This window comes from Nitrogeniibacter mangrovi (assembly GCF_010983895.1).
GTDB lineage: Bacteria > Pseudomonadota > Gammaproteobacteria > Burkholderiales > Rhodocyclaceae > Nitrogeniibacter > Nitrogeniibacter mangrovi.
This window is the reverse complement of the sequence record NZ_CP048836.1, coordinates 4,129,405-4,143,125: the sequence shown is the minus strand read 5'-3', so window position 1 is coordinate 4,143,125 and position 13,721 is coordinate 4,129,405. Positions and strand designations below refer to the sequence as shown.

12 protein-coding genes and 1 pseudogene are annotated in these 13,721 nt (G+C 71.3%); 1 reads left to right on the top strand and 12 read right to left on the bottom strand.

All coding sequences use genetic code 11. The features are described from left to right. Positions 1–110 precede the first annotated feature (110 nt). Entirely contained in the window at positions 111–1,076 is a 966-nt protein-coding gene (locus G3580_RS19285; RefSeq protein WP_173768317.1) for an IS110 family RNA-guided transposase, read from the top strand. Positions 1,077–1,244: 168 nt separating this feature from the next. Here G3580_RS19285 and G3580_RS19280 read toward each other — a convergent pair whose 3' ends face one another. From G3580_RS19280 to mdcE, 12 genes and pseudogenes are all read right to left on the bottom strand, one after another. Continuing rightward, a complete protein-coding gene (locus tag G3580_RS19280) occupies positions 1,245–2,027 on the bottom strand; it encodes an anti-sigma factor family protein (RefSeq protein WP_228720721.1) in 783 nt (260 codons plus the stop codon). Then, a complete protein-coding gene (locus tag G3580_RS19275; protein ID WP_173768315.1) occupies positions 2,003–2,506 on the bottom strand; it encodes a sigma-70 family RNA polymerase sigma factor in 504 nt (167 codons plus the stop codon). The genes G3580_RS19280 and G3580_RS19275 overlap by 25 nt, the downstream gene beginning before the upstream one ends. Before the next feature lie 6 nt (positions 2,507–2,512). Continuing rightward, entirely contained in the window at positions 2,513–2,887 is a 375-nt protein-coding gene (locus G3580_RS19270) for a COG4315 family predicted lipoprotein (RefSeq protein WP_173768313.1), read from the bottom strand. 110 nt (positions 2,888–2,997) lie between these two features. Further along, complete coding sequence (gene putP, locus G3580_RS19265; RefSeq protein WP_173768311.1) at positions 2,998–4,470, bottom strand: sodium/proline symporter PutP; 1,473 nt, start codon at positions 4,468–4,470, stop codon at positions 2,998–3,000. Positions 4,471–4,506: 36 nt separating this feature from the next. Further along, positions 4,507–5,409, bottom strand: coding sequence for an aldehyde dehydrogenase family protein (locus tag G3580_RS20325; protein WP_267313318.1), 903 nt, complete (start codon positions 5,407–5,409; stop codon positions 4,507–4,509). A 125-nt stretch (positions 5,410–5,534) separates the two neighbouring features. Further along, a pseudogene (gene putA, locus G3580_RS20320) lies at positions 5,535–8,143 on the bottom strand (bifunctional proline dehydrogenase/L-glutamate gamma-semialdehyde dehydrogenase PutA); the annotation flags it as partial. 217 nt (positions 8,144–8,360) lie between these two features. Continuing rightward, the gene (locus tag G3580_RS19255) at positions 8,361–9,527 is read right to left on the bottom strand and encodes an MFS transporter (protein ID WP_173768309.1); all 1,167 of its coding nucleotides are present in this window, start codon (positions 9,525–9,527) and stop codon (positions 8,361–8,363) included. 34 nt (positions 9,528–9,561) lie between these two features. Beyond that, the gene (locus G3580_RS19250; RefSeq protein WP_173768307.1) at positions 9,562–10,542 is read right to left on the bottom strand and encodes a bile acid:sodium symporter family protein; all 981 of its coding nucleotides are present in this window, start codon (positions 10,540–10,542) and stop codon (positions 9,562–9,564) included. After that, the gene (locus G3580_RS19245) at positions 10,539–11,483 is read right to left on the bottom strand and encodes an ACP S-malonyltransferase (RefSeq protein WP_173768305.1); all 945 of its coding nucleotides are present in this window, start codon (positions 11,481–11,483) and stop codon (positions 10,539–10,541) included. Before G3580_RS19245 ends, G3580_RS19250 begins: the two co-directional genes overlap by 4 nt. Further along, positions 11,480–12,340, bottom strand: a complete 861-nt coding sequence (mdcB, locus tag G3580_RS19240) for a triphosphoribosyl-dephospho-CoA synthase MdcB (RefSeq protein ID WP_173768303.1) — start codon at positions 12,338–12,340, stop codon at positions 11,480–11,482. The genes G3580_RS19245 and mdcB overlap by 4 nt, the downstream gene beginning before the upstream one ends. Further along, positions 12,309–12,998, bottom strand: coding sequence for a malonate decarboxylase holo-[acyl-carrier-protein] synthase (gene mdcG / locus G3580_RS19235; protein WP_173768301.1), 690 nt, complete (start codon positions 12,996–12,998; stop codon positions 12,309–12,311). Before mdcG ends, mdcB begins: the two co-directional genes overlap by 32 nt. Then, positions 12,991–13,719 (bottom strand): biotin-independent malonate decarboxylase subunit gamma, encoded by a 729-nt coding sequence (mdcE, locus tag G3580_RS19230; RefSeq protein ID WP_173768299.1) that lies wholly within the window; start codon positions 13,717–13,719, stop codon positions 12,991–12,993. Before mdcE ends, mdcG begins: the two co-directional genes overlap by 8 nt. Positions 13,720–13,721 lie beyond the last annotated feature (2 nt).

Below are 13,721 nucleotides of genomic sequence, written 5' to 3'. Positions count from 1 at the left end.
GGCATGCCGGCCCAAACGACCGCCAATAGGAAACAAGCCAACGCTCAGGCAGACGCCCCCTCGGCTGTACTTGATTCTACGCGCTGCTTCCCTGGTCGGAGGGCGTCATCATGAATCGTTCTATTTCTCAGTGCTTTGGCGTCGATGTCAGCAAAGCCGAGTTGGTGATCGGCGACAACACTTCTGAGCGCATCGTGAAGATCGCGAATCGCTCTGAGGCAATCCGGGGCTGGCTCAGACGATTGCCAGAGAATTGCCATATCGGCATGGAGGCGACGGGTACTTACCATGTTGCCCTGGCCGATCTGGCGCATGAGCGCGGACACCGTGTGTATGTGCTCAACCCCCGCTCGGTGGCGGTGTATCTGAAGGGATTGCGCTCTCGCGGCAAGACCGACATCCTCGATGCGCGCGGCATCACTCGGTTCGTTGAGCGCGAAACGGATGAACTCGAACCCTACGAGCCCCCCACGGTGCTTCAGCGGTCAATCCGCACGCTTTTGCACCGACGCCATCAAGTGGTCAAGCAGCGTGCGGCGATGCGTCTGAGCTGCCAGCACCTCGATGTTTCGGTTCGCGCGACATTTACGCCCTTGCTCAATGCATTTGACCAATGCTTACGCAACATCGACATCAAGCTTCGGCAGATGGTGCGTTCAGATCCAACCTTGCATCAGCTTGAACGCAACCTGCGCACCATCCCAGGGGTCGGTCCGTTGGTTGGGACCGCATTGGCTCTGCGGCTAAGCCGACACCCCTACCGAAACAGTGACGCATTGGTCGCGGCGCTTGGCATGGACCCGCGCCCCTGCCAATCGGGTACCTCCGAAGGTGTACGACACCTCTCCAAACAGGGAAATGGCGAGGAGCGTCGCCTCATCTACATGGCCGCCGTGAGCGCGTGCAAAACAGCGCATTGGCGCGCGAAGTTCGAGAACCTGCTTACCAGGGGAAACCCCACCACCGCAGCCCTATGCATCATCGCGCGCAAACTGTTGCGCATCGCATTTGCGATCAACAGAAGCAGCGAGCCGTATCGCGAAGAGCTCGGCGTTCAGACTTGCAGCGCTTCATAGAATCTACGGTTCAACAACCGGCTCGACCGTCACGTTCGGGTCGGTAGCCGCCTTCCGAGCGATTGACTCTAGCCGGTCACCCCCGCCCATCACCACGCATTCACCAAACGCGGCGTCCCAGTGCGATACGCCCGGCCTCACCGCGACCCGCTGATGGAACCCCGCCCGCTAAGGGCCGATCTGCCGATACACCAGCGTGGCGAGTTGCAGCATCTTGTCTCGGCCGACGGTGCCCGACAGGGCGTAGCCGAAGGGGCCGTCGATCCAGTAGAAGACGTCGATGCCGTCCTCGCGGGCGTGGCGGAAGCGGGTTTCGCCGGTGTGGGCGGCGTTGGGCTGGACGTAGAGCGTCAGGCGTTGCTGTGTGGCGTCTTCGTACATGAACTGGGCGACTTCGCCGCGCGCGCCGGGGAGCAGCCGGCCGCCGACGAGGTGAAAGCCCGCGTCGTCCAGTTGCGGGGCCTTCAGGGGGGCGCCGAGTCGTTTGGAGAGCCAGGCGATCAGGTGGGCCTGCTGGTCGGCGCCGACTTCGACCGGATGGCGCACCTCCGGGGTGTAGACGGCATGGGCGACGGCGGCCATGCGCGGCAAGGTGTCGCCGGCGATCGGTGCCGAGGGGGGCGGCGCCACTTCGCCACGCAGCAGGTAGCCGGCCAGTGCGCCGATCATGAGCCACGCCACGGCCGCGAGGCGGCGCCATGCGACGCCGCGCGCGTCGTTGGCGGGCGGTATCAGGCGCTGGGGGACGGGGGCGTCGAGCATGGCGTCGTAGGCCCGGTGCAGCTGGGCGGCCTGCCGGCGCCAGGTGTCCACCTGTTCGCGCTGCTCGGGGTGCGCGGCGAGCCAGGCTTCGACCCGGGTGCGACGGGACGGGTCGAGCCGGTTGTCGGCGTAGGCGTGGAGTTCTGCTTCGGAGATGGGCGTGGTCATGGGCGCACGACCTTCAGACACGGTGCCGCCTCGCCCGCGAGGATGGCCCTGAGCCGGGCGCGGGCGCGGGAGAGGCGCGACATGACGGTGCCCAGGGGCAGCCCGAGGGTGCGGGCCACCTCCTGGTACGAGAGTTCTTCGAGTCCGACCAGCAGCAGGATTTCGCGTTGCTCCAGGGGCAGCTGCGCCAGCGCACGGTCGAGGTCGCGCAGTTCGAGACCGTCCAGTTGCGCGGGGCGTTGCGGGATGTCGGGCAGCTCATCGGTGTCGCGGTAATCGATCGGGTGGCTGCGACGCAGCTGGTCCACGTGCAGGTTGTGCATGATGGAGAACAGCCACGGGCGTAGCGTCTTGTCCCGCTGCCAGAAGCGCCATTTTTCCAGGGCGCGCGCCAGGGTGGCCTGGACGAGATCGTCCGCCGGCGCGACGGCCCCCGTCAGCGCCCGGGCATAGCGGCGCAGACGGGGGATTTCGGCGACGATGGCGTCCCGGCTGCTCACGGCGGCTCAAGGCCTGGCGCGGTGCCAGACGCCCTTGAACCCGTCCCCGGTGGTGTCGCCCGGCTTCTGGTCCTTGATCCAGAAGTACAGCGGTTTGCCTTTGTAGGCCCACTGCCGGCTGCCGTCGTCGCGGGTGATGAGGCTGTAGTCGCCCGCCGCGGTGGCGTGCTCGTCGGCCAGCAGCGGGGGCCAGTTGCCGGCGCAGGGGCCGTTGCAGGCGCTCTTGCCGCTGCCGGGCGCATCCTTGTCGAAGGTGTAGAGCGTCATGTCGTTGGTGCCGGTCAGGACGCCGTCGGCCATTTTGACCGGGGCGTCGGCGGCCCACGAGGCGCCGGACAGCGCCAGCATCGTCAGTCCGGCCATCAGTGCGGTGGTTTTCATCTCGGGCTCTCCGTAGAGGGTTGGGCTTGCACTGGATATACGGATGACGGCCCGCGTGTATTCCCCGGCATCGCGGATGAGGCGGCACGACCGCCCCGGCCGTTCGCCATTCAGCTCGCGGTGATCTCCCGGAACTCGCCCTGCGCGGTGGTGGCGAGGCTCACGGCCACGATGGCGATCATCGAGACGAGGAAGCCGGGGATGATTTCATAGACGCCCGGGCCGCCGAGGAAGCTCGCGTTCCAGCCCAGCGCGATCCAGACGATCACCGTCACCGCGCCGGTGACGAGCCCGGCGACGGCGCCCAGCCCGGTCATGCGGCGCCAGGTCAGGGAGAGGATCATCAGCGGGCCGAAGGCGGCACCGAAGCCGGCCCAGGCGTTGCTGACGAGGCCGAGCACTTCGCTGTCCGGATTGCGGGCGATCACGGCGGCGACGGCGCCCACCGCCACGACCGCGAGGCGGCCGACGTTCACGATCGTCCGGTCGCTGGCCTGCTTGTTCACCAGCAGCCGGTAGAAGTCCTCGGTCAGCGACGAGGAGGACACCAGCAGCTGGCTGGAGACGGTGGACATGATCGCGGCGAGCAGGGCCGCGAACAGGAAGCCGGTGACGAGCGCGGGGAACAGCGTCTCGGCCAGGAGGATGAAGATCGTCTCCGGGTCCGCCAGGGCGATGCCGTTGCGCTCGACATACGCGCGGCCGAAGATCCCCACGCCGATGGCGCCGATGAGCGAGATGCCCATCCAGGCCATGGCGATGTTGCGCGCGGTGGCCACCTCGCGCACGCTGCGCACCGCCATGAAGCGCACGATGATGTGCGGCTGGCCGAAGTAGCCCAGCCCCCACGCCATCAGCGAAATCCAGCCGATGACGGTCATGTCGTCGCTCCACCACGAGAGCGTGAAGCCCTGCAGGCCCGACAGGGTCTGGCCGGCCTGGGCGAAGCCGCCGCCGCCGCCGGCATAGAGCACCACCGCCGGCATGATGATCAGCGCCAGCATCATGATGCAGCCCTGCACGAAGTCGGTGAGGCAGACCGCCAGAAAGCCGCCGACCACCGTATAGGCGAGCACCACGCCGAGCGTGAGCCACACGCCCATGTGGTAGCTGCCGTGAAAGGCGGTCGAATACAGCTTGCCTCCGGCCACCAGGCCGGAGGCGGTATAGACCGCGAAGAACACCACCACGATCAGGGCCGAGACCATGCGCAGCGCGACCGCCTGCGTCGGGAAGCGGTTGGCGAGGAATTCCGGGATCGTCAGCGCGTTGTCGTAGCGCTGGGTCTGCTCGCGCAGGCGCGGGGCGACGACGATCCAGTTGACCAGCGCGCCGATGAACAGGCCGATGCCGATCCACGCCTGCACCAGGCCGGCGGCGTAGAGCGCGCCGGGCAGGCCGAGCAGCAGCCAGCCCGACATGTCCGAGGCGCCCGCCGACAGGGCCGCCACCGCGGGGGGCAGGTCGCGCCCGCCGAGCATGTATTCCTCGGAGTTGCCGGTGGATTTGCGGTAGGCATAGAAGCCGATGCCGAGCATGGCGACGAAATAGAGGGTCAGGCTGATCCAGACTCCGGTTTGCATGAGATCGTCCTCGCTGTCCTGTGGTTGGGGCGGCCGCTACGCTTCTGCGGCGAGCAGGCTGGTGTTGCCTCCGGCGGCGGTGGTGTCGATGCAGATGTGGCGTTCGGCGTAGTAGCGTTCGGCGCAGATCACCTCGGTTTCGAGCTGCACGATGCGCCCGTCGCGGCTGGCCAGCGCCTGGCGCAGCGCGCGCGTCCATGGCGAATCGCCGGCCGCGGCCACGGCGACGAAGCCGTCCGCCGTGGCCAGCTCGTCGGCCGGAACGGTCCCGTCCAGACCGGCGACCGGCGCGCCGGCCTTGGCCAGCGGGGCGACGGCCGCCGCGGCTCCGGGCACCACGACCAGCGCCGGGCAGCCGGCGGCGAGCGCCTGGGCGGCCTGGGCGAGGGCGGTGTCGAGTTGCGGGCCGAGACAGAGCACCGGCCCCTTGGGCGGCATGATCATCCGGTTCGATTCGCCGGTCGGCCCGGGAAAACGGAACGGTCCGCTGTCGAAGCTGGCGGCGGCATTGACGGCGCGGCGCACCCCGGGCCCGGTGCCGTCGAGCGCCCGGCGCAGCACCTGTACCCGGTCGGCACGGGCCACCCAGGCGCGCGCGTCGAGGCCCGCAAAGGCCGTGCTCAGCTGTGCGGCCGACACCGGCGCGCCGTCGGGGGCGGGATGCGTCGTCGGCACCTCGGTGCGGCGGAAGCGGTTCACATAGTGCGGCCCGCCGGCCTTCGGCCCGGTGCCCGACAGCCCCTCGCCGCCGAAGGGCTGGCTGCCGACGATGGCGCCGATCTGGTTGCGGTTCACGTAGATGTTGCCGACGCGGATGCGGTCGACGATCTGCTGCACCCGGTCGTCGATGCGGGTGTGCAGGCCGAAGGTGAGCCCGAAGCCACGCTCGTTGATCGCATCGACCACCGTGTCGATGTCCTGGGCCTTGAAGGACGCCACATGCAGCACCGGGCCGAAGATCTCGCGTTCCAGATCCCCGATGCCATCGACCGCGACCAGCGCCGCGCCGACGAAGGTGCCGCCCTCGGGGCGGCGAGGCGCTTGAGCACACGGCCGCGCTGTTCCTGCGCATCGACATAGGCGCGGATGTCGGCCTGTGCCTCGGCGTCGATGACCGGGGCCACGTCGGTGTCGATGGACCACGGGTCGCCGGTCACCAGCGTGTCCATGGCGCCCATGAGCATCTCCACCACGCGGTCGCGGGTGTCCTCCTGCACGTAGAGCATGCGCAGCGCCGAGCAGCGCTGCCCGGCCGACTGGAAGGACGAGGCGACGATGTCGTCCACCGCCTGCTCGGGCAGGGCGGTGGAATCCACGATCATGGCGTTGAGGCCGCCGGTCTCGGCGATCAGCACGGCGCTGGCCGGCGCATGGGCCGCCAGCGTCTGGTGGATGCGCTGCGCCGTCGCGGTCGAGCCGGTAAAGCAGACGCCGGCGATGCGCGAGTCGGCGGTGAGCGGGCCGCCCACGTTCGGGCCGTCGCCCGGCAGCAGCTGGAAGGCCGCCGGGGGCACGCCGGCCTCGCGGAACAACTGCGCGGCCCGGGTGGCGATGATCGGCGTCTGCTCGGCCGGCTTGGCCACCACCGCATTGCCGGCCGCCAGGGCGGCGGCGATCTGCCCGGTGAAGATCGCCAGGGGGAAATTCCACGGGCTGATGCACACGAACACGCCGCGTCCCTCGGCTGGGTCCTCGGCGTCCAGCCGCTCGGCCTCGGCCGCGTAGTAGCGCAGGAAATCCACCGCCTCGCGCACCTCGGCCACCCCGTCGAGCAGGATCTTGCCCGCCTCGCGGGTGGCGATGGCGCAGAACTCCGCCATGTGTTCTTCGTAAAGGTCGGCGATCCGGCGCAAGGTCGCCGCGCGGGTGTCGACCGGCGTGCGCGACCACTGCGCGAACCCCGCCTGGGCGGCGTCGAGGGCGCGGGCGACCTCCTCCGCCGTGGCTTCGTGCACCTGCCCGACGACGCTGCCGTCGGCCGGCGAGCGCAGCGCCCTCGCCGCGCCGGCGGGGGCGGCGTCACCGGCCAGCACCGGCCGGGCCGTCCACCGGGTGTCGGCAAAGCGGTCGCGCGCCTCGATCAGCGGCCCGGCGACGGCCGGCTCCTCGAGCCGGCATCCGCGCGAGTTGACGCGGCCGGGCGCGAACAGCTCGCGCGGCAGGCGGATGCCCGGGTTCTGGATCGGCTCGGTCGCCAGTGCCCGGTCCACCGGGTCGGCGGCAATGGCCTCGGGGGCGATGTCGGTGTTGACGATCTGGTTGACGAAGCTCGAATTGGCCCCGTTCTCCAGCAGGCGCCGCACCAGGTAGGCGAGCAGGTCCTTGTGCGGGCCGCAGGGCGCGTAGATGCGGCAGCGCGTGCCGGCCTGCTGGCGCACGATCTCGTGCAGCGATTCGCCCATGCCGTGCAGGCGCTGGAACTCGAAGCTGTCGTGATCGGTGCCGGCCATCTCGAGCACGGCGGCGCAGGTGTGGGCGTTGTGGGTGGCGAACTGCGGGTAGATGCGGTCGCGCATGTCCAGCAGCATCCTGGTGCAGGCCATGTAGGACACGTCGGTGTTCACCTTGCGCGTGAACACCGGGAAGGCGTCGGCGCCCAGTTCCTGCGCGAGCTTGATCTCGGTATCCCAGTAGGCGCCCTTGACCAGGCGCACCATGATCCGGCGCCCCAGCCGCCCGGCGAGCGCATACAGGTGCTCGAGCACCGCCGGTGCGCGCTTGCCGTAGGCCTGCACCACGACCCCGAAGCCGTCCCAGCCGGCCAGACTCGGGTCCGCCAGCACGGCGTCGACCACGTCGAGCGACACGTCGAGCCGGTCCTGCTCCTCGGCGTCGATGTTGAAGCCGACCTTCGCCTTGGCGGCCATCTGCGCCAGTGCCAGACAGCGCGGGATGACCTCTGCGTCGATCGCCTTGCGGTGCGTGCTCAGGTAGCGGGCCGAGAGCGCCGAGAGCTTGACCGAGATGCCGGCGTTGTCGCGCACGTCCCCCGGGCGACCTGCGCGATCCGCTCGATGGCGTGGGCGTAGCTGTCGTAGAAGGCCTGCGCGTCGGCGTCGGTGCGCGCGCCCTCGCCGAGCATGTCGTAGGAGTAGGTGTAGCCACGGGCGCGCAGCTTGTCGGCGCGCTTGAGGCCCTCCTCGATGGTCTGGCCGAGGACGAACTGCTGCCCCATGATCTTCATCGCCCGGCCGACCGCGGTGCGCACCACCGGCTCGCCCAGCCGCTTGATGAGCCGGCGCGCGCCGGCCACGGGCCGCGAGGGGTCGGAGCCGAGCATGCGCCCGGTGAGCATCAGCGCCCAGGTGGACGCGTTGACCAACGGCGAGAAGGAGTGGCCCAGGTGGGCGCTCCAGTCGGACGGGGCGATCTTGTCCTCGATCAGATCGTCGATGGTCTCGGCGTCGGGCACCCGCAGCAGCGCCTCGGCCAGGCACATCAGGCCGACGCCCTCGTCGGTCGACAGGCCGTACTCGTCGAGAAAGGCCTCCATCATCGTCGGGTCGGTGTCGTCCCGGACCTGGTCGATGAGCCGCGCGGCCCGGTCCGTCACCGCCTGGCGCCGGTCCGCCGGCAGCCCCAGCCGCGTCGCCAGCTCACGCACGGCCTCGGCCTCGTCAATCGCGTACCGGGCCCGGATCGCGGCCCGGCTGTCGCTGCTCGCCGGCCGCATGGAATACGTCTGTGGCTGTCCCTTCATCTGGCTCCCACTGGCGTTCGTTTTTGCGTCGTCGCAAGATGGGTTGATGCTTTCAGTCTATGCAGGGATCCACGTGTTCGCGAGCTTTAATCCGGACCGGGGCGTCAGGCGCACCGGATGGAGCGCCGCATGCGGCGCGGCCGAAGCGGCGTGTCCGCAGGGCATCCGGCCGCACTGCGGCACCTGCCGATCAGGGCCGCGCGCGCCGCAGCAGCGGCCGCATCGCCAGGGCGCCCAGCACCGGGCCCGGCAGCAGCAGCCAGGCCACCTTGGCCCCCCAGGCCTCCACCACCGCCGTCCCCCAGGCGATCGAGATCATCGTCACCGCAAAGCCCAGGGCGTTCTGCAGAGCCAGCGCGCTGCCGACGATCTCGGGCGGGCAGGCCCGGGCGGAGAGGGCGGAGAAATGCGGCGAGTCGGCCACCACGCTGGCCCCCCACACCAGCATGAGCCCGAGCACGACGGGCGGTGCGGCGTGGCTCAGTAGCGGAAAGAGCGCGCAGCACAGGGCCGAGATCGCCATGGCGGTGACCGCCACCGGGGCGCTGCCGGTGCGCCGGCTCACGAAGCCGCCGGCGATGCAGCCGACCGCGCCGATGCCGATGATGGCGAAGCTCAGCGCGCTGGAGGCGGCGAAACCCGCCAGGCTGGAGCCGGCGATGAACAGCGGCACCAGGGTCCACATCGCGTACAGCTCCCACTGGTGGCCGAAGTAGCCCAGCGCCGAGGCGCGGAAGGTGGGGATCGTGAACGCGGTGAGCACCCGGCCCAGGCGCAACGGGTGCGCGCCGGCCTTGCGTTTCAGGTGGGGGCCGTCGCCGAGGGCGAAGATCATGATGGCCGCGAGCACCGCCAGCACCGAGGCGGTCAGCAGCACCGCCTGCCAGGGCCAGTCGCCGCCGGCGAAGCGCACCCCGTGGGGCAGCGCGGTGCCGAGGGTGAGCATGCCCACCAGCTGGGCCAGCGCATGGCCGGCGCGCTCGGGCACCCAGCTCACCACCAGTTTCATCCCCAGCGGATACACCCCGGCGAGGCTGAAACCCACCGCGAAGCGCAGCGCCAGGCCGCTGCCCATGCCCTCGGCGAACAGCGCGAAGGCGGCGTTGGCGAGCGCGCCGAGCACCGCGCACACGGCGAAGATGCGGCTGGCGGCGAAGCGGTCGGCCAGACCGGTGAGGGCGAAGATCAGGGTGCCGATGATGAAGCCGAGCTGCACCGCGTTGGTGAGCTGGCCGAGCTCGGCGGCGCCGATGCCCCAGTCGTGCATCAGCGCCCCGGCGGCCGCGTTGGCGGAGAACCACAGCGAGGTGCCGAACAGCTGGGCGATGACGATGGTGGGGACGACGGGCAGGCGCATGGGCACGAGTATAGACAGGACGCGCCCGCCCGCGTCAGCCCGATGCGCGCGCGTAGCGTCGCGCCAGGGCGGCGCAGGCCATGAGCTGGATCTGGTGGTAGAGCAGGGCGGGCAGGAGGATCAGGCCCAGGTCCGGGCGCACGCCGAACAGCAGCCGGGCGATGGGGATGCCGCTGGCGATGCTTTTCTTGGAGCCGCAGAACACCGCCACCACCTCGTCGTCGCGGGCGAAGCCGAGTCGCCGCGCGGCCATGCGGGTGAGCGAGAGCACCAGCGCCAGCAGCCCGGCGCACACCCCCAGCGCCTCGATCACCGCCACCCAGCCTTGCCCCGACCAGATGCCGGCGGCGGACGAATCGCTGAAGGAGCAGAACACGATGAGCACGATCACGCCCCGGTCCACGCGATGGGTCAGGGCCTTGTGGCGCACCATCCAGGCATGCACATGGGGGCGCAGCAGCTGGCCGAGGATGAAGGGCAGCAGCAGCTGCACGCTGATGCCGACGATGGCGCGGCCGATGGGCAGGCCCTCGCCGGCCACATGCAGCACCTGGCTGATCAGCAACGGTGTGAGCACGATGCCGATCAGGTTCGACAGGGTGGCGTTGAACACCGCTGCCGCCACGTTGCCGCCGGCCATGGCGGTGAAGGCCACCGAGGAGGAGATGGTCGAGGGCAGCATGCACAGGAACAGCAGGCCCACCATGAGGCCCGGCGCCACCCGATCGGCCAGCGTCCACGCCAGGGCGAGGCCGAGCAGCGGAAACAGCGCGAAGGTGCACAGCTGCACGAACAGGTGCAGGCGCCAGTGGCGCATGCCGGCGAGCAGCTTGTCGGTGGCCAGGTTCGCCCCGTGCAGCAGGAACACCAGGCCGACGCCGACGTTCGTCACCATGCCCAGGTGCAGCGGGCCGTCGGAGCGGCCCAGCTGGGGGAAGACGATCGCCAGCGCCACGGCGCTGAGCATGGTGGCCAGGAAGCCGTCGATCCGCAGCCGCCCGCGCGCAGGGCTCATGCGTGCGCCGCCAGCCACTGGCCCATGTCGGCCGCGTCGGCGAACTCGTCCACCGCCCGGGCCACCGAGCCGGGGAGCTCGGTCTCGAGCTGACGGGCCAGGTCGTTGCCCGGGCCCAGCTCGATGGCCACGTCCACCGCCATCGAGGCCAGGGTTTCCATGCACCAGTCCCAGTGCAGCGGCTCGGCCAGCTGCCGGGGCAGGCTGTCGAGGGCGTCGCTGTCCTGGCGTTGCAGGCGCCCGTCGATGCCGGCGATGACGGGCATCGACGGCGAGTGGAGCGGCGCGCGGGCGAGCGCCGCGCGGAACGGCGCGACGGCCCCGACCAGCAGGGCGGTATGCGAGGGCACTTCCACGGGCAGGCGTTTCAGATCCGCCGCGGCGATGGCGGGATCGGCGGCGAAGGCGTCCATCGCCGCGGGGGGGCCGCCCAGCACCCAGTCGCCGCCCGGGCGGTGGATGGCGACCACGATGCCGTGGCGGCGCATGGCCGCGGCGCGCGCCTCGTGCAGCGCCGGCGGGGTGCGTCCGCGCCACAGCGCCATGCAGCCCTGGCCCGGCGGCGCGGGCGGCAGGCAGGTGTCCATGAGGCGGGCGCGCTCGCGCACCAGGGCGAGCGTGTCGGCGGCATCGAGGGCGCCGGCCACATGCCAGGCCATCACCTCGCCGAGCGAGTACCCGGCCACCACCGCCGGCGCCTGCGGCAGCTGCGCCGACAGGCGTTGCCAGGCCGCGATCTGGTAGAGGGCGATGGCGAACTGGGCGTTGCGGTTGAGGAACAGGGTGCGGGCGTCGAGCGCGTGCCACCAGCGGTCCACCGGTTCGCCGAGCACGGCGGAGGCGGTCTCGCACAGGGCCGCGCAGTCCGGGGCCACGAGCAATGCGTCGAGCATCTGGCAGTGTTGCCGCGCCTGCCCGGAGCACAGGATCGCCAGTCTCATGCGCCGTCCAGCCGGTGGACCAGCCAGGTGGCGGCCACCAGGTCGGCGCTGCCGCCCGGGCTCAGGCGGCGCGCGACCATCCAGCCGTGCATGTCGATCAGCGCCTCGCGCCAGTCGGGCCGGCGCACACCGCCGGCATGCAGAAAGGCCCGGGCGGCGGCCTGCACGTCGGCCAGGCCGGCGTCCCCGCCGCGCCACAGCAGGTTGGTGTCGTCGAGGTGGGCCATGAGGGTCATGAGGGTGCCGATGAGGGCGGTGTCCTCCTCGATGCCCTCGGCCAGCAAGGCCTGCAGGGCGGGCAGGCCGAGCCGATAGACCGCGGGGAAGCCGCCCGCCGCTTGCGCCCGGGCGCCGCCGGCAGCGAACTGCTGCCACACCGCCTGCCCGTGGGAGGTGGGCGCCGCGCGTCTCGAGGCCGCAATGGCCGGTCCCCACAGGCGGGCGACGAGCGCGCCGCAACGAACCGGCGCGGGCGACGGATGGGCCGCGCGCCAGGCGGCCGCCGCGGCCAGCAGGCCGAGGTTGAAGATGGCGCCGCGGTGGGTGTTGGCGCCGCGCGTGGCGGCCATCATGCGCGCCTCGGCGGCGATGGCGATGACCTGCAGTTCGGCATAGCGCGCGCCGCGCGCGCCCGCCTCGGCGATCTCGGCGAAGTAGCCGCGCAGCGCGGCGATGCTGTCGACGAAGCTGGCGTAGTTCATGTCCCGGTGGCTGCCCGGATCGACCGGCGTGACCAGGCCGGGCTTGGGCCAGGCGTCGGCCTCGTGCTTGAGCGCGGCGCAGCAGGCGGCGTCGAGCGCCGCCGGGCTGAGGACGGGGGCGGTATCAGGCCGCGCGGCGGCGGTGGTGATCGGCATCGTCATGTCCAGGGTGAACGGCGTCCAGGAACTCGGCCGCCGTCATGAGCCGGATCGCGGTGTCCGACTTGGCCAGCACCGACCGGTCGGCCTCGAGTGCCGCCGCCAGCTCGCGCCAGGCCACCGCCCAGCCGGCGAGGCGCAGTTCCCCGTCGATGCGCGGGGTGCCGTCGCCATGGCGGCCGAGCACCGCCAGGGCCCGCAGGGCCCGGGCGCGGTCGGTGCAGTCCACGAGCACGTCCACGTCGCTGTCGGGGCGCAGGCAGGGCGCGCCGCTCAGGTGCTGGTTCACCAGCGACCCGTAGCCGCGCACGGTCTGGCCGATGGCGCCCATGGCGGTGGCCAGATGCGCGAGCGGCGCCTGCCACCGGGCCGGTGCGCTCGCGGCCAGCGCGCCCAGGGGCGGTGGCGGCGCATGGCGGATGAGGGTGTCGGGTGGCGCGAGCACGCCCACCCGCCAGCGCGCGCCGGTGCCGGTCACGGTGAAGCCCAGCCGCAGGCGGGCGTCGCCCGGCTCGCGGCGGCCCACCACCAGCGGTCGCGCCTGTTGCAGCCAGTCGTCCAGCACGGGGCGGTCCGCCGCGTGCACCGCCAGCCGGTCGAGGGCGGCGGCGTCCACCCAGGCCAGGTCGTGGCGGCGGGGCGAGGGCTCAGCCACCGGCCACCTCGGCGGCGACGGCGGCGGCCAGCTTGCGGCCGCCGCGTTCAGCACCGGTGCGGGCGCGCACGTCCTGCCCCGCCACCTTGCGGGCTTCAGCCAGTTCGGCGGCCAGCATGGCCGGCCAGTGGCCGTCGGCGCGGTCCCACAGGGTGCTGACGGCGCCCATGCGCCAGTAGTTGTCGGCGCCGGGGGCGAAAACGGGCGAGGCTTTGGCCAGCGTCTGCAGGCGTTCGAGCTCGATCTTGGTGACCCGCGACATGGCGCGCAGGTCCATGACGCGCACCTGGGCGTCCGGCAGGGCGATGATGCGGTCGGCGAGCATGCCGAAGGCGAGGAAGCCGCCGGAGACGGCTTCGCCGTGGATGAGCGTCAGCGTCGTGTGACCGGCGCGGCGCGCCAGATCGACGCAGCGGGCCACATGGGCGAAGCAGCCGTTGAGGCCGAGCAGTTCCTCGCGGCGCGACAGGGCCTGGCCCTGGGTGTCGGCGATGAAGACGATGGGGCGGGCGGTGGTGCCGGTGTCGGCCTCGACCACGCGCAGGATCTCGCCGGCGATGGCCAGGGCGAGGTCGCCATCCACCGCGGCGGCGTCCCAGGAGCCGATGACGGCCACCGGGGTGCCGCCCAGGCGGGCGGGGCCGGCGACGAAGTGGCCGTCGATGACGACCTCGTGATTCCCGGCGCCGAACAGGGCGTCGAAAAGGCGTGCGTCAGACATGG

Bases quoted from the DNA above. Each gene is read 5' to 3' on its own strand.
- G3580_RS19245 (WP_173768305.1), bottom strand. From the start codon at position 11,483: ATGAGACTGGCGATCCTGTGCTCCGGGCAGGCGCGGCAACACTGCCAG.
- mdcB (WP_173768303.1), bottom strand. From the start codon at position 12,340: ATGCCGATCACCACCGCCGCCGCGCGGCCTGATACCGCCCCCGTCCTC.
- G3580_RS19255 (WP_173768309.1), bottom strand. From the start codon at position 9,527: ATGCGCCTGCCCGTCGTCCCCACCATCGTCATCGCCCAGCTGTTCGGC.
- mdcE (WP_173768299.1), bottom strand. From the start codon at position 13,719: ATGTCTGACGCACGCCTTTTCGACGCCCTGTTCGGCGCCGGGAATCAC.
- putP (WP_173768311.1), bottom strand. From the start codon at position 4,470: ATGCAAACCGGAGTCTGGATCAGCCTGACCCTCTATTTCGTCGCCATG.
- G3580_RS19250 (WP_173768307.1), bottom strand. From the start codon at position 10,542: ATGAGCCCTGCGCGCGGGCGGCTGCGGATCGACGGCTTCCTGGCCACC.
- G3580_RS19285 (WP_173768317.1), top strand. From the start codon at position 111: ATGAATCGTTCTATTTCTCAGTGCTTTGGCGTCGATGTCAGCAAAGCC.
- G3580_RS19270 (WP_173768313.1), bottom strand. From the start codon at position 2,887: ATGAAAACCACCGCACTGATGGCCGGACTGACGATGCTGGCGCTGTCC.